The sequence below is a fragment of the Prosthecobacter sp. genome (genome assembly GCF_014879935.1).
Lineage (GTDB): Bacteria > Verrucomicrobiota > Verrucomicrobiia > Verrucomicrobiales > Verrucomicrobiaceae > Prosthecobacter.
In genome coordinates this window covers 1-19,882 of the sequence record NZ_JACSRD010000150.1, presented here as the reverse complement: position 1 = coordinate 19,882, position 19,882 = coordinate 1, and the positions used below count along the sequence as shown (strand labels likewise).

The 19,882-nt window shown below is 62.7% G+C and carries 12 protein-coding genes; 9 read left to right on the top strand and 3 right to left on the bottom strand.

The features are described from left to right. Positions 1–335 precede the first annotated feature (335 nt). Positions 336–884 carry a DUF4256 domain-containing protein gene (locus IAE77_RS14210; RefSeq protein ID WP_294227593.1) on the top strand — a complete coding sequence of 183 codons (549 nt, stop codon included), beginning with the start codon at positions 336–338 and terminating at the stop codon, positions 882–884. Positions 885–1,052: 168 nt separating this feature from the next. Here IAE77_RS14210 and IAE77_RS14205 read toward each other — a convergent pair whose 3' ends face one another. Next, complete coding sequence (locus IAE77_RS14205) at positions 1,053–2,849, bottom strand: RluA family pseudouridine synthase (RefSeq protein WP_294227590.1); 1,797 nt, start codon at positions 2,847–2,849, stop codon at positions 1,053–1,055. Between the two features lie 74 nt (positions 2,850–2,923). Between IAE77_RS14205 and IAE77_RS14200 the strand changes: the two genes are divergently transcribed. From IAE77_RS14200 to IAE77_RS14165, 8 genes are all read left to right on the top strand, one after another. Then, the gene (locus tag IAE77_RS14200; RefSeq protein ID WP_294227589.1) at positions 2,924–3,922 is read left to right on the top strand and encodes a DUF1080 domain-containing protein; all 999 of its coding nucleotides are present in this window, start codon (positions 2,924–2,926) and stop codon (positions 3,920–3,922) included. A 206-nt stretch (positions 3,923–4,128) separates the two neighbouring features. Then, the gene (locus IAE77_RS14195) at positions 4,129–5,079 is read left to right on the top strand and encodes an FtsQ-type POTRA domain-containing protein (RefSeq protein ID WP_294227588.1); all 951 of its coding nucleotides are present in this window, start codon (positions 4,129–4,131) and stop codon (positions 5,077–5,079) included. Positions 5,080–5,088: 9 nt separating this feature from the next. Further along, positions 5,089–6,306 (top strand): cell division protein FtsA, encoded by a 1,218-nt coding sequence (gene ftsA, locus IAE77_RS14190; RefSeq protein ID WP_294227587.1) that lies wholly within the window; start codon positions 5,089–5,091, stop codon positions 6,304–6,306. A gap of 34 nt (positions 6,307–6,340) precedes the next feature. Further along, on the top strand, positions 6,341–8,065 hold the full coding sequence (locus IAE77_RS14185; protein WP_294227586.1) for a hypothetical protein: 1,725 nt from the start codon (positions 6,341–6,343) through the stop codon (positions 8,063–8,065). 150 nt (positions 8,066–8,215) lie between these two features. Further along, positions 8,216–11,479 (top strand): maltose alpha-D-glucosyltransferase, encoded by a 3,264-nt coding sequence (gene treS / locus IAE77_RS14180; RefSeq protein ID WP_294227585.1) that lies wholly within the window; start codon positions 8,216–8,218, stop codon positions 11,477–11,479. Further along, positions 11,476–13,302, top strand: a complete 1,827-nt coding sequence (gene treZ, locus IAE77_RS14175; RefSeq protein ID WP_294227584.1) for a malto-oligosyltrehalose trehalohydrolase — start codon at positions 11,476–11,478, stop codon at positions 13,300–13,302. Before treS ends, treZ begins: the two co-directional genes overlap by 4 nt. Next, the gene (treY, locus tag IAE77_RS14170) at positions 13,299–16,136 is read left to right on the top strand and encodes a malto-oligosyltrehalose synthase (protein WP_294227583.1); all 2,838 of its coding nucleotides are present in this window, start codon (positions 13,299–13,301) and stop codon (positions 16,134–16,136) included. Before treZ ends, treY begins: the two co-directional genes overlap by 4 nt. Before the next feature lie 37 nt (positions 16,137–16,173). After that, the gene (locus tag IAE77_RS14165) at positions 16,174–17,490 is read left to right on the top strand and encodes a membrane dipeptidase (RefSeq protein ID WP_294227582.1); all 1,317 of its coding nucleotides are present in this window, start codon (positions 16,174–16,176) and stop codon (positions 17,488–17,490) included. Positions 17,491–17,782: 292 nt separating this feature from the next. On the opposite strand, the gene IAE77_RS14160 is transcribed toward IAE77_RS14165, so the two are convergent. Together IAE77_RS14160 and IAE77_RS14155 are read right to left on the bottom strand one after the other, a co-directional pair. Continuing rightward, a complete protein-coding gene (locus tag IAE77_RS14160; RefSeq protein ID WP_294227581.1) occupies positions 17,783–18,214 on the bottom strand; it encodes a hypothetical protein in 432 nt (143 codons plus the stop codon). Positions 18,215–18,417: 203 nt separating this feature from the next. After that, the coding region (locus IAE77_RS14155) for a polymorphic toxin-type HINT domain-containing protein (RefSeq protein ID WP_294227580.1) at positions 18,418–19,882 on the bottom strand (1,465 nt) is incomplete at its 5' end.

Below are 19,882 nucleotides of genomic sequence, written 5' to 3'. Positions count from 1 at the left end.
TTTGAAAACCTGTTTGGAAGTCGCGGAGCGACGAACGTGCCGTAGCCCGGCCTTTCAAGGCCGGGAACAGGAAGCGGCGGCACGCCCCAAGGCATCCGGTGTCGCAGAGCGACACGCGAACCTGCCGCGTCGAGAGGACGAGTTCGGGCGTCGCGCTGCGACGCCGGTCACGACTCAACGCGATCACCCGCACCCTCTCCCGGCCTTGAAAGGCCGGGCAACGAGACAGCTGCCGCTCTGCGGCAGAGGTTTTCAAACACGGCCCAATGCCCTCGGATCCAACGCGGAGACATTTTGCGCTTCAAACCCGCACGGATTTGCCCTAGAACCGCGGCATGAAGGCTGCCAAAACGAACCCAGCGCTGCTCGAAGTCTTGAAAACCCGCTTTGAGAAGAACATGAGCCGTCATCGCGGCATCGAATGGACCAAAGTGCAGGCGCGGCTCGACGCCAGCCCTGAAAAACTCCGTTCGCTCGCCGAAATGGAGGAAACCGGCGGCGAACCCGACGTGATCGGCCACGACAAGAAAACAGGCCAGTTTCTCTTCGTCGATTGCTCACCGGAGACGCCGAAAGGCCGCGTCAGTGTCTGCTACGACCGCGAAGGCTTGGAATCGCGAAAGGAACATCGTCCCAAGGACACCGCGATGGACATGGCGGCGGCCATGGGCATCGAAATGCTCACCGAGGAACAATACTTCGCTCTGCAGAAGCTCGGTGACTTCGATTCCAAGACCTCGAGCTGGATCAAGACGCCTGACGACATTCGCAAACTCGGCGGCGCACTCTACGGCGACCGCCGCTACGGCCGCGTCTTCATCGGCCACAACGGAGCGCAGTCCTACTATGCCGCGCGGGCGTTTCGCGGCTGCTTGAAGGTGTAGGCCGGATGTGTTTGGCGGAAAAGGCAACAATTCGGCCCAGGGCGGCCTTCGCCAAACTATCCGGCGTCGGCGGTTCGTCCGGCATGCGAAAGCTCTCGGACCGGATAGTTCGGCGAACCAGCCGGTCACGTGGCGAAGCGATCAGCGCCGAACACATCCGGCCTACGATCAGAGGGCGGCCCATTGCGGGCGTTCGGCTTCAAGGGTCACGCGTTGCTTCGTCAACGGATGCGTGAAGCTCAGTTTCCAGGCATGCAGGCACAGCGGTGGATCGGTGACGGCGAGGGTTTGTGTCTCGCCGACCTTGCCGTCAGGCAGGTAAGCGGCATCGCCGACAATTGGATGGCCGAGGTGCCAGAGATGGATGCGAATCTGGTTCGTGCGGCCGGTGATCGGGCGGGCTTCGACGAGAGCGGTGCCGTCGGCATCGCGTTGCAGCACGCGGAACTCGGTTCTGGCCTCCAAACCGCCTTCTTCGACGCTGCGTCCGCCCAGTTTGCCCGCTTCGGCGCTGACCGGAGCGTCGCAGATGAATTCATCCTGCGCGGGATGGCCCTGAACGCGTGCGAGATAGACCTTTTCGACCTCGCCACGCTCGAACTGCGGCTGCACGAGCCGCGCGAAGTGCTGCGTCTTGCACAACAGCATCACGCCGGTCGTGTTGGCATCAAGGCGATGCACCGTGCGCGGGCGCAGCGGATGCCAGACGAGGTCGAGGATGTATTGCAGCGTGTTGCGATTGAAACGTCCGCCCACATGCACGGGCAACGGCGCGGGTTTGTTCAGCACGAGAATGGCCTCGTCTTCAAACAGCACGCGGATGTCCGCATTCACGTCCGGTTCACGCATCGCGGGCGTGTGATGCAGGTAGTGCTCGCCCGCACGCACGATGTGGTCGGCGGTCACCGGCTTGCCATCCTTGTCGGTGAGGCGGCCGTTTTGGGCGGTTTGCAGCCAGACCTCGCGCCCGATGTGCGGCATGACGTGATCGAAGGCGTCCACGACCGTTTTGTGATCGCATGCGGCCGGAATGTGCAGCGGACGCTCGTGATCATACGGCACGCTGCCTGGCAGCGGCGTGCTGGCGGCACGGATGGCGGCGTGGCGCTGCTCGATTTGCTCGCGCTGCTGCTGTTCGGACGTTTTGAAGCAGTAGGGACACGAAACGTGCGCCACGTAGCGCGAATCCGCCTGATCTTCGGCGGTGAGCGGTGTCTGGCAGACAAAGCACTGCGCGGAGTCGGTTTCAGAGAGCGCGGGATCGACCCCGACGCGCTGATCGAACACAAACAGCTCGCCGTCGTAATGCGCGCCGCCGCATTCCTCGAAGTACTTCAAAATGCCGCCTTCAAGCTGCCACACGTGCTCAAATCCGGCGCGTTCCATGAACGGCGCGGCTTTCTCGCAACGAATGCCACCGGTGCAGAAGGACACGACCTCGGCTTTCTTGAGCTCCGGCGGCAGTTTGGCCACGGCGGCGGGAAAATCGCGGAAGGAGTCGATTCCAGCCACCAAAGCGCCTTTGAAGGTGCCAAGCTTCACCTCGTAGTCGTTGCGGGTGTCGTAGAGAATGACCGGACGGCCCTCATCGAGCCACTGCTTGAGCATTTTCGGCTCCAAACGCGGGGAGGTGTATTTCGCTGGTTCGATGCCATCGACGCCGAAAGCGATGATCTCCTTCTTGATGCGCACGAGCATGCGGCGGAAGGGCTGCTCGGCGCTGAGGCTGTATTTCGGTTTCAGCCCCTCAAGGCCTGGAATGCGACGCAGATCGTCCACCAGCGCGTCCACATCGTCTCGCAGGCCGGCGATGAACATGTTGATGCCTTCCTCGCTGAGCAGGATCGTGCCCTTGAGGCTGCGCTCCTTGCAAAAGGCCAGCAGACGCGCCCGCAGCTCCTTCAAGCCGGAAAGCGGCGCGAACTTGTAGCAGGAGATGTTCGTGATCGAGTCGGTGGCGGTCATGGGGCCTTGGAAAAAGCACATGAAGCCGGGCCGGGCGAGTGTAATTCGTCCGCTTCCTTTGCCGTTCGTCCACCATGCGCCCGCTACTCTCTCTCCTCGTCCTCGCCACCTTCGTTTCAGCCCAGCAGCCGCCTGCGGCTCCAAAACCGAAGCCCAAGGCTTACCTCACCGCTGCTGAAGCCGGCGATGATTTTGTCATCCAGGGCGAATACACCGGTGAAAACGACGGCAAGGCCTATGGCGTGCAGATCTGGGCGCAGGGCGGCGGAAAATTCGAGGCGGTGAGCTACAAAGGCGGGCTGCCGGGCGCAGGATGGGATGGGGATCGCTCCACGATCACCCGTGTCATTGGTTCCCGGAACGAGGGCGAGAAAACGGCATCGTTTGAGTCGCCGGACGGCACGATCAAGGCGGTGGTGGATGGCGCGAGCATCCTCGTCAACAACGGCGACGGCGTGAAGATCATGGAACTCAACCGGGTGAATCGTGAATCGCCCACTCTGGGCGCGGCAGCGCCGGAAAACGCGGTCGTTCTGTTCGATGGGAAAGGCGTGAACCGCTTTCCGAACTCGAAGGTGGATGAAAAACTCGGCGGCCTGGAGCAGGGGATCACCAGCGAGGACACATTTGGCGATTGCAGCCTGCATGTGGAGTTTTTCCTGCCGTTCGTGCCAGAAGGGCGCGGTCAGGGCCGTGGGAACAGCGGCCTCTACATCCAGGGGCGCTACGAAGTGCAGATGCTCGACAGTTTTGCGCTGGAAGGGAAGGACAACGAATGCGGCGGCCTCTACAAGACGGCTGCGCCGAAGGTGAACATGTGCCTGCCGCCGCTGACGTGGCAGACCTACGACATCGACTTCACCGCCGCGAAGTTCGACGCGGCTGGGCAAAAGACCGCGAATGCGCGGCTGACGGTCAAACACAACGGTGTCGTGATTCACGAGAACCAGGAAATCCCGGCCACCACGGGCGGAGCACAAAACAAAGTGGAGAATGCCGCTCCCGGGCCGCTGTATTTCCAGAACCACGGCAACCCGGTGCGTTACCGGAACATCTGGGTGGTGAAAAAGTAACGCTTGGCACGTTCCGGGCGTCGGCGCAAATGTGAGTAAAACCGGCTTGTTCACAGCTTTTTGTGAACAAGCTGCCCGTTGTGGATATGAGACCGGGATTTTTTCGTGAATAATTATGGCAATCGGACTGGCATTCCCTTATTTAAGGAGCATTAAATACCAAACCTGCCAGCGCTCGACTGCTGGCCTTTGCGTCCGCCTTGCTCATGTCTCCTGCCAAGAAAGGCTCCAAGAAGTCAGCCAAGCGCCCTGCCAGCAAACGCCGGGCTGCGGACTCGCACGTCATTGATTACGAACCCGAGTCGCCGGTGATCCGTGAGCATGAGGCGGTGGAGCGCCGCCGCCGCGGCTTCCGCACCGCCATGTGGCTGATCGCGGCCATGATCGTGATCGGTCTCGGCTGGGTGACGTGGCATGAGGCGCTGGAAAAGAACGACCAGTTCCTGCTCAAAGCGGTGGAGGTGAACACCGAAGGCACGCTGACACGGGCGCAGATCGTTTCCGCGACCGGTCTGACCACCGCGACCAACGTGCTGACGATGAACCTGCGCGAAGTCCGGGCCAAGGTCGAAAGCCTCCCGCAGGTGAAGTCCGCCGTGATCCGCCGCGACTACCACGGCAAACTCACGCTCGATGTCGTACAACGCATTCCAGTGGCCTGGATCGAGTGTCCGAAGCTCAAACTTCTGGAGCCACTGAGCGGCAAGGGCTGCCTGATGGACGCGGAGGGCGCCCCGGTGCCCTGCCATGTGATCACGAAGGAGTATCTCTCCATGCCACGGATCGTGTTTCCCGGACTGGCCGAGGCCGTGCATGGCAGGCCGGTGGCCGAAATGCAGGTGCATGCGGCCCTGCGGCTGATGGAAAAGCTGCGAAGCCGCGACGAAGACGGACGCACAAAGCTGGAACGCATCGAAATCCCGAACGCGTGGTCGCTGGTGGCCCAGTTCAGCGGCGACGCGAAAATCATCTTCGGCGTGGACGACCTCGACCCGCAACTGGCCCGTTTTGACCGTTTCATGCACGAGGCGAAGGCCCGGCAGTGGCGCGTGGCCACCCTGAACCTGCTCTCCCGCGTCAATACGCCCGCCACTTTTCACGAAACGCCCGATGTCAGCGGCCTGACGCTTGCTGACACCAGCGCCACCAAACCCTGAACCGCCCGCATGGCCAGAAGCACCATCTACGCCGGACTCGAAATCGGAACGCACAAGATCTGCGTCGTCGTCGGCGAGGCAAAGCGTGACGGCGCGATCAAGATCCTCGGCGTCGGCCAGGCGCCCTCCCGTGGGGTGCGCAAAGGGGAGATCGTCGATTTCGAGAAGGTGCAGACCTGTGTGAACGACGCCCTCGTGCGTGCCGAGGACCGCAGTGATGTGATGATCCGGAACGTCTTCCTTGGCGTCACGGGAGCTCACATCGAGAGCCTGAACAATCGCGGCCGTCATCGCCTGCCGGATGACCAAACCGAGATCACCGAGGACGATGTCGAGGAGGCGAAGGAGATCGCCCGCAGCGTGTCGATCCCGCAGTCGAACGTGTTCCTGCACAGTGTCACGCGGCAGTACATCGTCGATGGTGTGGAGGCCGTGCGGCAGCCGATCGGCCGTGAAGGCCGGGTTCTGGAGGCGGACTACCACATCATCCACGGCATCCGCGGCCGTGTGCAGAATGCCATCCGCTGCGTGCGTGAGATCCCGCTCGAAGTCGAGGATGTCGTCTTCAACCCCGTCGCCGCGGCACAGGTCGTGCTCACGCGTGAGGCGAAAATGCAAGGAGCGCTCATGATCGACTTCGGCGCCGGCACTTGTGATTACGTCTTGTATGAGGACGGCATGATCACCGCCTCCGGCTGCGTGCCGCTGGGCGGCGACCACATCACCAACGACGTGGCCATGGCCCTGCAGATCCCGAACGGCCGTGCGGAGCGGCTGAAGGTGGAGGAAGGCAGCGTCTTGTATGAGGAAGTGCCGGAAGGGGAGATGCTCAGCATTGAGGATGACACCGGATTGATCCTCGGCGAGGTCGAACGCGCCTTCCTGAACGAGGTCATGAACCTGCGCACCAGGGAAATCCTCACGCAGGTGCGTGTGCGCGTGGAGGAGCACCTCGGCCGCCTTGGTGCCGGGGTTTACCTGACGGGCGGAGTCAGCCTGATGAAAGGCGTTGACGCCGTGGCCCGGGAGGTGTTTGGCACCAAAGTCACCCGTGCGGGTTCCGCGCCAGTCAGCGGCATCACCGCCACCTTTGAAAATCCGCAATACTCCGCGCCGATCGGACTCATCCGCTACGCGCAGATCCTCGACAGCGAGAAACCTTTCCTCTCACCGCTGAAACGCCTCGGCCGTCGCATGCAGGAACTCCTTTCATCCGTCACTTTCTGACAAATCCATCACGCCACCTCAACCACCCACGAACATGGTCGAATACGAACGCTCCCAGTCACGCGCAGGCGCCGATTCCGCAGGGCCGCGCATCTGCATCGTCGGTGTCGGCGGTGCCGGCTCCAATGTCCTCGACCGCATCACGCTGGACCGCATCGTGGAGGCCACGCTCGTGTGCGCGCACACCGATGTGCGTGTTCTCGGCCACTCCATGGCCCCGGTGAAGGTACAGCTCGGTGCCGACCTGATGAAGGGCATCGGCGCCGGTGGCGATCCGGACCTCGGCCGCGAGGCGGCCTTGTTCTCGCGCGACCAGATCCGCGAGGCGGTGCACGGCCACGACATCATCTTCATCAGCGCCGGACTCGGCGGCGGCACCGGCAGTGGTGCGGCTCCCGTCATCGCTGAGATCGCCAAAAACACCGGGGCGCTCGTTCTGGTCGTCGCCACGATGCCGTTCAGCTTTGAAGGCCGCCGCCGGCTCGCGCAGGCGGAGGAGGCGCTCGAACTGCTGCAGAAGCGTGCCGACGCGCTCGTGCTCTTTGAGAACAACCGCATGGGCGAGCTCATTCTGCCGAAGGACGGCATCCAGAAAGCTTTCAGCCAGGCGGATCAACTCATCGCGCAGAGCCTGCGTGCGGTTTCCACGCTCACCACCACGCCGGGACTCGTCAAACTCGGTCTCGACGACCTCACCTCCGCGCTCGCGAATGCCAACGGCCGCTGCCTGTTCGGCTTCGGTGAGGCCCGCGGTCAGAATCGTGGTGTCGAAGCGCTCAAAAAGGCGCTCAAGAGCCCGCTCATCGACCAGGGACGCTTGCTCCATCAGGCAAAGAACCTGCTGGTCCACGTCGCGGGTGGCGAATCGCTCACGCTCGTCGAAGTGGAAGGCGTGATGAAGCAGCTCGGCCGTCATGTGCCGGACCAGACGCACATTCTCTTCGGCCTGGGAGTCGATGGGAAGCTTGGCGATGCGGTGGCGGTCACGCTCATCAGCTCGCTCGGCCTGAACCAGCTCAACGCCCACGCCTCCGCCGCTCCGCCTTCCGAAATGTTCCAGCCCCGCGCGGAGGCTCCAGCTCCGGTGCCTGCGCCCGCCCCGGCCCCGAAACGCGAGACTTCATCGCGCAGGAACACCGCAGCCGCCCACGCAGCGCCTGCTCCGGCACCAGTCGCCCCTCCCGCGCCGGATCTGCTGTTCAAAGCGGAGGAGATTGCCAGCATTCCCGCCGCAGCCGCCCCGGCCTTCAATGGCAAGCACACGGAGGAGTACGAGGAAGTGGAGCCGCAGCATGAGGAATTCATCGAGGCCGAGCAGCCGCCCGAATTTTTGCACGACGAGCCGGTGTTCGAGGAAGAGCACGAGCCTGTCACACCGCCCGTGATCGAGCCCACGCCCGAAACGGCCCGCATTCCGGTCCGCACACCTGCAGCGAAGGAGCTCGCCGACGCGGCCCGCGCCAAGGAGTCGTCCACCCTGGCCTCCGTCGTGGCCCGCAGCGTCACCCTGCAGACCGAACACGCTCCGCAGGAGGACATGCTGACGTTTGACCCGCCTGCCGTGCCAAACGCACCGGTGATCACCGCGATCAGCGCCACCACGGTCATCACCCGCAAGACTTCAGGCAATGAGCAGCAGACTTTCAGCCTGGGCGAGGAAGACCGCGGCCGTTTCAAGGACACGGAGCCTTCCATCGTGCAGGGAGAGGACCTGGACGTCCCGACCTGGATGCGATTGAAGAAAAAACTTCGTCGTTGAGGCCAGACCGGGCGGCATGCCCGATTCAAACGGCCGACTTCTTTAGCCGGTCCCCAAGAACTCACACCGAAATCACGGTGGGCCGCCCTACATTTCGTCCTGAGACCCATGACGGGTTGCGCGTGCCTGCCATGAGTTCCACACGTTCTCATGAATGATCCCCTTTGGTTCAAAGATGCCGTCATTTACCAGCTTCATGTCCGCGCGTATTGCGACGGCGACGGCGACGGAATCGGAGATTTCCCCGGACTGATCAGCAAGCTCGACTATTTGCGCCAGCTCGGCGTCACCGCGATCTGGCTGCTGCCGTTCTACCCCTCGCCTTTGCGGGATGATGGCTACGACACGGCGGATTACATGGCGGTGAATCCGACCTACGGCACTCTGGCGGATTTCCAGACCCTGCTCGACGAAGCGCACCGCCGCGACATCCGCGTCATCACGGAGCTGGTGCTCAACCACACCAGCGACCAGCATGCGTGGTTCCAGCGTGCCCGGAGGGCGAAGCCCGGCTCTCCCGAGCGTGACTTCTACGTGTGGAGCGACACGCCCGATCGCTACCGGGAGGCCCGCATCATCTTCAAGGACTTCGAACAGTCGAACTGGGCCTGGGACCCCGTGGCGAACGCCTATTACTGGCACCGCTTCTACTCCCACCAGCCGGATTTGAACTGGGAGAACCCGGAAGTCGAGAAAGCGATGTTCAAGACCATCGACTTCTGGCTCGGCATGGGCGTGGACGGCCTGCGGCTGGATGCCGTGCCGTATTTGATCGAACGCGACGGCACGAACTGCGAAAACCTGCCCGAGACGCACGCGATTTTGCGCCGTCTGCGGGCGCACATCGACAGCAAGTTCCCGGACCGCATGCTGCTGGCAGAGGCCAACCAGTGGCCGGAGGAAGCGGCGGCCTACTTTGGCAAAGACGGCGACGAATGCTCCATGGCCTTCCATTTCCCGGTCATGCCGCGCCTGTTCATGGCGCTGCAGATGGAGGACCGCTTCCCGATTATCGACATCCTGGAGCAAACACCCGCGATTCCGGCGAATTCGCAGTGGGCCATGTTCCTGCGCAATCATGACGAGCTCACGCTCGAAATGGTCACCGACGAGGAGCGCGACTACATGTACCGCGTTTATGCGTCCGACCAGCGCGCGCGCATCAATCTCGGCATCCGCCGCCGCCTCGCCCCGCTGCTGCGCAACAGCCGCCGCAAGATCGAGCTGCTCAACGTGCTGCTGCTCTCGCTGACCGGCACGCCGATCATTTATTATGGCGACGAGATCGGCATGGGGGACAACATCTACCTCGGCGACCGCAACGGCGTGCGCACCCCGATGCAGTGGAGCATGGACCGCAACGCCGGCTTCTCACGCGCGAGCGCCCAGCAGCTCTATTTTCCCGTCATCATCGAGTCTGAGTACCATTACGAGGCGGTGAATGTGGAGACGCAGGAGCGCAATCCGTCGTCTTTGCTGTGGTGGACGCGGCGCATCGTCGCCATGCGGCAGCGTTTCAAGGCCTTCGGCCGCGGCAGCATGGAGTTCCTGCCTTCCGACAATCCACGCGTGCTGGCCTTTGTGAAAGAGTACGAGAACGAGAAGATCCTCGTCATCGCCAATCTGTCGCGCTTTGCCCAGCCTCTGGAGCTGGATCTGTCCCGCTGGCAGGGATTGCGGCCGGTGGAGGTCTTCAGCCACAACCGCTTCCCGGTCATCACTGCCGCGCCGTGTTTTTACACGATGGGGCCGCATGATTACCTCTGGCTCACTTTGGAGCCGGAGCAGGAGCCGCTGCGCATCGGCACCGATTTCACGCCCGCGCTGGTGGAGGGGCCGCCCACCTGGCAAAAAGTGCTGGAAACCCTCCGCAGCGCCCAGTTTGTGCAGCACACGCTGCCTGAGTGCCTGCGTCACTGCCGCTGGTTTGGCGGGAAGGGGCACGCGCTGCGCAGTGTGAACCTGCTGGATGCCATTCCGCTCGGCATGTCCGCCGCAGGCGGTGATGCGGGCCGTCTCGCCTTTCTGGAGGCCAGTTATTACGAGGTCGCTCCGGAGACTTACCTGCTGCCATTGCAAATCACGGAGTCCGGCCAGGGCTCCGAGTCCGTCATCGCCCGGTTCAGTGCCGAAAACGGCGAGGGCATGCTGTTTGACGCGCTGGATGATGAGAACCTCCGCTCCGCCTTGTTTGAGATGATCGTCGGCGAGAAGCGATTGCGTGGGAAAACGGGCGAGCTGGCCGGCTTCTGCGGCGAGGCGCTGAAGGCGATCGCTCCCGAGATCACGCATCCGGTGCCGTCACGGGCGTTGCGCGCGGAGCAGAGCAACTCGGCCATCATCTACGACTCGCGCTTCTTTTTGAAGATCTACCGGCGTCCTGAAGCCGGGCCGAATCCGGACGTGGAGCTGCTGCGCTTCCTCAGCGAGCGTCAGAAGTTCGAAAACGTGCCCGGCTACTGCGGCCGCATCGATTTCCATGCCCCCGGCTGCGAGCCACGCACGCTGGCCCTGCTGGTGGCGAATGTGTCGAATGAAGGCGACGCCTGGACTTACACGCTCGACTCCCTCGGCCGCTTCTTCGAGCGGGTGCTCTCCCAGCAGATCGACAGCACGGCCGCCGGACCCGAGCGCATCGATGAGATCATCGGTGGCGTTTATCCTGAGCGCGCACGCCTGCTCGGCGAGCGCACGGCGCAGATGCATCTGGCGCTGGCGGCCGATCACGAGGATCCTCGCTTCGCGCCGGAGGCCTTCACCGGGCACTACCAGCGTTCGCTTTACCAGTCCATGCGTGCCGCCACGCGGCGCATGCACCAGCTTCTGGAGCGCCGCCTGCCGCAACTGCCGGAAACCTGCCTTGAGGAGACCTCGGCGCTGCTGGGGTATGAGGAGTCGATCCTCGCCCGCCTGGCGCACATTCTCGATCACAAAGTCGTCGCCACGCGCATCCGTCATCATGGCGACTACCACCTTGGCCAGGTGCTCAACACCGGCCGCGACTTCAACGTGATCGACTTCGAAGGCGAGCCTGCGCGTCCGCTGAGTGAGCGCTGCATGAAGCGCTCCCCGCTGCGGGATGTGGCGGGCATGCTGCGTTCCTTCCATTATGCGGCGCACACCGCGCGGTCGCGGCTTTCCGCCGTGCGGGCGGAGGATGTCGCACACCTCGAAACCTGGGCCGAGATCTGGGTGGACCAGATCAGCCGGCAGTTTATCGACTCCTACCTGCGTGCCGCGGGCACCGCGTCCTTCATTCCACGCGATGAAGGCACGCTGAACATGCTTCTGGAGGTCTTCATGCTCGAAAAAGCCGTCTATGAAGTCGTCTATGAGATCAACAACCGGCCGGACTGGCTGTTCATCCCCATCCGCGGCATCCGGCGCATTCTTGAAGGAGGTGTGCGGGCATGAAACGTGAAGTGGCACGCCTGTTGCGTCCGCAAGGCGCGGATGTCGTCTCATCTGGGGTGCGTTATCGCATCTGGGCGCCCGAGAAGCAGCGGATCGAGGTGATCGTGCAGCCGGCAGACGGCGGCGCGGAGCGCACGCTCTCGCTGGAGCCTGAGCCGGACGGTTATCACTGCGGATCTGACCCGGCAGGCCGTGCCGGGGATCGTTACCGCTACGTCGTCGATGGTGCCGGCCCGTTTCCTGATCCGGCCTCCCGCTGGCAGCCGGATGGCGTCCATGGGGCCTCGCAGGTCATCGATCCGGACAGCTACGCCTGGCAGGACGCCGCGTGGAAATGCCCGCCGCTGCGCGATCTCGTGCTCTATGAGCTGCACATTGGCACCTTCACACCGCAGGGCACCTTCCGCGCCGCCATCGAAAAGCTGCCCTTCCTGCGCGATCTCGGCGTGAAAGCCCTCCAGCTCATGCCGCTGGCCGATTTTCCCGGCGAGCGCGGCTGGGGTTACGATGGTGTCAGCCTGTTCGCGCCCGCGCGTTGCTACGGCACGCCGGATGATCTCCGCGCGCTCGTGGATGCCGCGCATGCGCAGGGCATCGCGGTCGTGCTCGACGTGGTCTTCAACCATTTCGGCCCGGATGGGAACTACGTCGGCTGCTACAGCCGGTTCTACTACAATGAAGCGCATCAGACCCCCTGGGGCGCGGCGTTGAACTTCGACGGTCCGCAGAAACAGGAAGTCCGCGCCTTCTACATCGCCAACGCGGTCTATTGGATCGACGAGTTCCACTTCGACGGCCTGCGCCTCGATGCCACGCACACCATGGTGGATGATTCTCCGCACCATGTGCTCGAGCTGATCACCGGCGCGGTTCATGACCGTGGCGCCTTCGTCATCGCCGAGGATGAGCGCAATCTGGCGCGCATCATCGAGCCGGAGGGCTTCGACTTTGACGCGGTGTATGCCGATGACTTCTGCCACAGCGTGCAGGTGGCGCTGGGAGACCAGTCCTATCGCAAGGATTTCGATGGCACGCCTGCCGAGCTTGCGAACGAGCTGCGGCATGGCTGGCATTACCGCGGCCAGCACAGCAAGCTTCTCGACGGACCCCGTGGCACCGCCTGTGCCCACCTGCCGCCTTCAAAGTTCCTGCTCTGCATCAGCAATCACGACCAGGCCGGCAATCGTGCGTTCGGGGAGCGTCTCCACCAACTCGCGACTCCGGAAGCCTATCGCGCTGCCAGCGGCCTGCTGCTGCTCTCTCCGGGAACGCCCATGCTCTTCATGGGGCAGGAGTGGGGCGCCTCCACGCCGTTCCTGTTCTTCGCCGATCATCATGATGAGCTTGGAAAGCTCGTCAGCGAAGGCCGCCATCGTGAGTTTGCCCATTTTCCTGAGTTCGCCGACTCCGGAGTCGCTCATTCGATCCCCGATCCGCAAAATGCCGCCACCTTTACCCGGTCGAAGCTGGACTGGGATGAGTTGAACGATCCCTCCCATGCGGCCCTGCTGCTGCTTCATCGCGAATGCCTGCGCCTCCGGGCCGCGGATGCCGCTTTCCGTCCGTTGCGTCGCGTGGATTGGGAAGTGGGCGGCCAGGGAGCCGTCACGATCCGGTTCAAGGGCCTGCGATTCCAGTGGCTCGTCGTGGCGAATCTCAGCCGGTCACCCGTCACCACCATGCTTCCGGATGCTCCGTGGCGTGCGGTGCTTTCCAGCAACGAGACGCGTTTCGGTGGCGATGGAGTCTCCTGCTTCGATCCGAAGGCCGGCAACATCGCCTTCACCCGTCCGGAATTCCTCGTGCTGCAGTCACCCCCATGATTGAGACGCCACCAAAGACTCCCACCGGCACCTACCGCCTTCAGTTCAACCAGCAGTTCACCTTCCAGCAGGCGCGTGCCCTCGTTCCTTATCTGCGTGATCTGGGCATCAGCCACATCTACGCCTCGCCCTACTTCCGGGCCGGCCCTGGCAGCATGCACGGCTATGACATCGGCGATCACAACGAGCTGAACCCCGAGATCGGCACGCGCGAGGATTACGATGCCTTCGTCGCGACGCTGCACGAGCACGGTCTCGGCCAGATCGTCGATTTCGTGCCCAATCACATGGGCATCGGCTCCGCCGTGAACACCTGGTGGACGGATGTGCTGGAAAACGGCCCCAGCTCCGTCTTCGCGCCTCATTTCGACATCGACTGGCAGCCGCTGAAGCAGGACCTCAACAACCGCGTGCTGCTGCCCATCCTCGGCGACCAGTACGGCCGTGTTTTGGAGCGGGGCGAGTTCAAACTCGAGTTCGAGGCCGGCGCGTTCTTCCTGCGTTACTTCGAGACGCGGCTGCCGCTCGCGCCGCGCACCTACGCGCTCATTTTGCAGCCGGTGCTGGCCAGACTGGCGGCTCTGGGCGTCTCGGAGGACTTCCAGGCCGAGTTTCAGAGCGTGATCACCGCGCTCAGCCATCTTCCCCCGCGCACCGAGACCGATCCGGACAAGATGATCGAACGCATGCGCGAGAAGGAGATCATCAAGCGCCGTCTCCAGCGCCGATGCGAGGAGAACAGCCTGCTGGTGGAGGCCATTCACGCGACCATGCGGGAGATCGAAGGGCGGCCCGGCGACGCGCGCAGCTTTGACGCCTTCGATGAATTGATCACCGCCCAGGCCTATCGCCTGAGCTTCTGGCGTGTCGCGGCGGAGGAGATCAACTACCGCCGCTTCTTCGACATCAACGAGCTCGCCGCCATTCGTGTCGAGCTCCCGGAGGTCTTCGCGGCCACGCACCGCCTCGTGTTCGACCTCATCTCGGACGGATCGGTGGACGGCCTGCGCATCGACCACGTGGACGGCCTGTGGAATCCCGCCGAATACTTCGCCCAGCTCCAGTCGCACGCCGCCCGCGAGTCCGGCACGTCTGCGGAGGCGCTGCCGTTGTACCTCGTCGTCGAAAAGATCCTGCTGGGGGAGGAGCGCCTGCGTCCGGACTGGCCGGTGCACGGCACCACGGGCTACGAGTTCGCCAACCAGGTCGTCCGCCTGCTCATCGATCCCGCGGCGGAGAAGGCCTTCACCGACAGCTACGAGAAGTTCATCGGCTCGGCGTCCCGCTTCAGCGAGATCGCCTACCATCGCAAACAGCTCGTGATGCGGCTCGCGCTGGCCAGCGAGGTGAACGTGCTCGCCCACATGCTGGACCGCCTGTCGGAAAAGAACCGCTGGTATCGCGACTTCACGCTCAATGCGCTCACCACCGCCGTGCGCGAGGTCATCGCCTGCTTCCCCGTCTATCGCGCCTACGTCACGCCGGACCAGGAGCCGTCGAAGGAGGACATCCACGCGGTGCGCACCGCCGTGCGTCTCGCGGAGCGGCGGAATCCCGGCATCGAGCGCTCCATGTTCGATTTCCTCGGCGAGGTGTTGCTGAAGAAGTTCCCGGAGAACATCGATGATGACGCGCGCGCCGAGCACATGCGCTTTGTGATGAAGTTCCAGCAGTGCACCGGCCCCGTGATGGCCAAGGGCGTGGAGGACACCAGCTTCTACATCTACAACCGCCTCGTCGCGCTCAACGAGGTCGGTGGCGAGCCGAATCACTTCGCGATCTCGCCGGAGAAATTCCATTTCGAGTGCCAGGAGCGGCTGCGCCACCACCCGCACTGCATGATCAGCACCTCCACGCACGACACCAAGCGCAGCGAGGACGTGCGCGCGCGCATCGCCGCCCTGTCGGAGCTGCCTGCGGAGTGGCGCAAGGCCCTGCGCCGCTGGAGCACCCTCAACCGCCGCCAGAAGACGGAGGTCGATGGAGACATGGCACCCGACGCCAATGAGGAACACCTGCTCTACCAGACACTGCTCGGCTCCTGGCCGCTGGAGCCGCTGACCAAGGCCACCCGCGCCACCTACATCGCCCGCATCCAGGAATACCTCATCAAGGCGATCAAGGAGGCCAAGGTGAACACGAGCTGGGTGCAGCCGAACGAGGCCTGGGAGCAGGCCGTGCGTGATTTCGTCGCCAAGCTCCTGCGTGCGGGGCCAAACCGCTTCCTGGGCAATTTTGTGCCGCTTGCGGATCAGGTCGCCCAGCTCGGCATGGTGAACTCGCTCGCCCAGACCGTGCTCAAGGCCACCGTGCCCGGCATGCCGGACTTTTATCAGGGCACCGAGCTGTGGGACTTCAGCCTCGTCGATCCCGACAACCGCCGGCCCGTCGATTACGAGGCACGCCGCCAGGCGCTCGATTCACTTCAGCAGACGACACCGGAGACGCTGCTCTCCGGGTGGCGTGACGGCCGCATCAAGCTGCTCATCACCCATCGACTGCTCGCCACGCGTCGTGCGCATCCCGGGCTGTTTCAGCAGGGCGATCACACGCCTGTGGCTGCCTCGGGTGCGCACAGCGGCTCCTGTGTCGCCTTTGTCCGCCAGTGGCAGGAGCAGGCGCTGCTCGTCATCGTGCCGCGGCTGTCCTCGCGGGTGGGTTTTCCGCCGGTGGGCGATCTTTGGCGGGACACGGCGCTGTCGTGGCCGGCGGGTCTGGCTGGCAAAACCTTCCGCGATCTGCTCACGGGCGCCGAATTCACCGCGGATGAGACGCCGCTGGCGGTGGCTGAGGCGTTGCGCACGCTGCCCGTGGCGGTGCTTGCCAGCTTCTGACGCGTGGAAATGTGCCGCGAGGCGCGTTGGTATGCGCATGTCCGCCTTCTCCCGCCGCCGTCTGCTTCAATCCCTCCCGCTCACCGCCCTCGCCGGCGGCTTTCACATCCACGTCCGCTCGCAGGAGTCGAAAAAATCGTGGATCACCGGGAATCCGGCCATCGACAAGCCGCGTGAGGTTGCCATCAACCTGCTGAAGCCCACCCAGGCGCAGATCGAGCACGCGTGGGAGCTGCATTTCGGCAGCGTCGTGTTCGAGAGCTACGGCTTCGCCCCGCGTTGCGCCATCGATGCCGATTCGATGAACGAGGCCATCAAGGCGGGCGCCTCCGCCGGTGAGATCGCCGATCTGCGCGAGTCGATGTCCATGAACCGCAACGCCACCAACGAGCGCGAGCGGAAGGAGTTCCTCGATGCCTTCCACGCCGCCGGTGTCACCTGCATCTTCCAGAACACCGGCGAGGAAGGCAGCGATCCCATGCGCCTCATCAAACGCCTGGCCCATTTCACCAAGGCCACCGATCTGATGAAGCCCGCGCTCTCGAAAGTCGTCACGGCGGATGAGATCATCGCCTTGAAGAAAGCCGGAAACGTCGGCCTGTGCTTCACCACCAACGGCGTCCCGCTCATGCAGGACTGGGAGAGCGTGCGCGACGAGCTGCGCTTCATCCGCATCTTCCACGAGCTCGGCACGCGCATGATGCACGTCACCTACAACCGCCGCAATCCGCTCGGCGATGGCGCGGGCGAGCCGCACGATGGCGGCCTCAGCGACTTCGGCCGTGCCGCCATCGCCGAGATGAACAAGATCGGCGTCATCGCCGATGTGGCGCACAGCGGGTGGAAAACGGCCTTCGATGCCGCCAAGGCCTCCTCCAGGCCCATGGTCGCCAGCCACACCACCTGCTGCGGCGTCTATGAGCACTTCCGCGGCAAGCCGGACGACACCATCAAGGCCATCTGCGACACCGGCGGCCTCGTCGGCATCTGCTGCATCCCCCGTTTCCTCGGCGGCAAGGGCGACATCACCGCGCTGCTCGACCACCTCGGCCACGTCATCAAAAAATTCGGGCCCCAGCATGCCGCCATCGGCTGCGACGTGGCCTACACCAGCCGCTTCGACAAGGAGGAGCGCCAGAAGCTCCTCAAAGCCCCCGGCGGCCCCGCCGACCGCTGGGAGCACCTCTGGCCGAAGGACGACTACCAGACCACCATCGAGGCCGAGCAAAGCGTCGCCTGGTCCAACTGGCCCCTCTTCACCCTCGGCCTCATCCAGCGCGGCCACAGCAACGACACCATCCGCCAGATCCTCGGCGGCAACATGCTGCGGGTGCTCAGGGCGAACGCGGGGTGAATGGTCCCGTCGCAGAAAGCATGAAGCAGGTGCCAGGCGGCGAAGGGCGTTGCTGATGCCGTGAACGAACCGCTGACTTTGCGAGGCGAGCGATAGACTCCCGACGGCACGCAAGCCGTGACCGAGCCGAGGCGGGGGCGTTGGCTGCAGCGTCATGGTATGGCCGAAAGCGGCCCCACGCTCACGCACCGCGACCCACCGCCGCCGTGACGCCAGACTCCCGCACGACCCAGCACCAAGGCCATACCATCAAGCTCAGCCACGCGGGGTTGAAGACGGCGAATCGGAGGCATTAAGACCATACAAACCTCAGTTCGAATTGTCCTTCAGAAGGTCGTGCAAAAACATGAAACACATACTCTCCAAATGGCCAGTTGCAGTTGACTTCGGCGTCATCCGGCCCCGGGAACGATAATTGGAAATGGTGGTAAAACCCATCTGCAATGAGTCGTCGAGTCACCTCGATCACATCCTCACCAGCTTGATAAAAATACGGACGGCCTCCTAGCTTGTGATGGGCGAAAGAATGCTCGGGATCATCCAGAGGCGATGGATCGCATCCTTGCCCTTCCAACTCGAATGCGAGCTGAGGAAACCGGATAGGGAGTTGCAAAGAATCGATCTCTGAAATCGGAGAATGCCACAATGCTTCAACCAAAGGAGAGGACGCATCGTGCGCAATTCCGGCCGCGCTAAAGACAAAGAACGGGCTTGAAGAGTCCATGCTAGTCAAGCTAACGAAGATACTACAACTGAGATGGGAGTCGAAAGGAAGCGTCACTAGATACGAAGTGAACTCAGTTCGTCGAAGGGGGTGAATCCCATTTGGCGGATTTCCCCCGAATCGAAATGCTGTCGGAGAGCTAAGGGCAGCAAGGCGCAATTTGAAAAAACGCTCTGGATTAGACCTTATCTCTGAGGAGGTAATCATGGGCATGGAAGACTCTTGGCAAAGTTTCTCGCTTGATTGGCGAGGTCAGCAATAACTGACCGATCTACACCGGAAGCCTTAAGCACAGCAATATTTCCGCGAATATTGTCATATGCACTCATCCCTTTGAGCAATGATGGGTTGTGCAGACCAGCGGCAGCTTGCTCACCAAAAATAACCTGCTGATGGAATGTCGTGGGGGTAGCCAGCGATGGATTTAGAGCTTTGAAGTCCAAGTAACCGTTGTGCTTAAGCCAAGCGTTCTGAAGTAGTTCATGGCGCTGGAAAGGAACCCCACTGCTGAGGTTCAGCGGCCTATCAAAGCTACCAAAGGGCACAATATCAAACGGTTCCGTATTGTGAACCAATATCGGTGTGTTTCCGACCAACGCGAAAAACGTATGTGCCCCCTGAACGGTCAGATTGTAGGTATCGGAAACCTCTGGAATTGAGGTTGCAGAGACAACTCGGGGTGTATCACCCCAAGGTGTTTGCAGTGCATCGCCAAGGGAAAGGTCTTTCGCTGCAACCCATCCTCTCGAAACAGTCCAAAATGGGTGCTCTCCAGTCGCACAGACTTCGGAATCGGCAGTGCCATCGTTATCAGTATCAACCGCGACGTGAATGAAGCGCTGAGTCCAATTACGATGCAGATGGGTTACTTGTTTTGGGCAGGGCGGTGAACTGTCTTCAGGATCATCAGCCAAGACTTCGTCCCCTTCGGCGATCGCTTCGATGGGTTTGCTCGTGCCATCGGCCATCAAAACCATAGTCCCAGCTGGGAAACATTGATTGAATGGGGTCGGTTTCCATCCTCCCCCCTTTGCGGCATCGTCAGCCAGGGCCGTTGCTGCGGCTGCATTCTTCTGTGCAGAGGCGCAGAGATTGTCACTCTTCTTGGCAAGACTTCCCAAGGCCTCCCCGCCCAGCTTCAAAACCTTCCCTCCGGCCTTGGCGAACTTCCCGCCCAGGATCTCCTTCCCGCCTTCTGCCAGCGCTCCCTTGATGTCCCCGTTCAACGCCGCCTTTGCCGCGTCGTCGAACGGGCTGAGTGTGTTGAGCGCTGTCATGCTCGCCCCCTTCACCCCCTTGAGCGCCGTCCCGGCCATCGCGAATGCCTTGTTGTCCTGGGTCAGGTTCTCCAGCGTTTTCGATGGCATCATGCTCGCGATGCCCTTGCCAATGGCTTCTCCCACCGGCGTCAGGAACTTCTCATCGAGCTTCTCCACCGCTGCGGAGAGGAACAGCCCATCCGGATCAAAGCTCGTCCACGGGTTCTGTTGGACATAGGCATAGAGGTTTGGGCCATCCACAAAGCCTGCCGGATCACGGCTGAGCCACACGCCGGTCTCGATGTCGCGATACCGGAACCCCTCGTTCAACAACCCCGTGGGGTCTTCGTCCTTCGAGTTCGCCCGCTGCTTGTCCTGGTTGGTGCCTGTCTCCTTCGTGCGCTTGCCG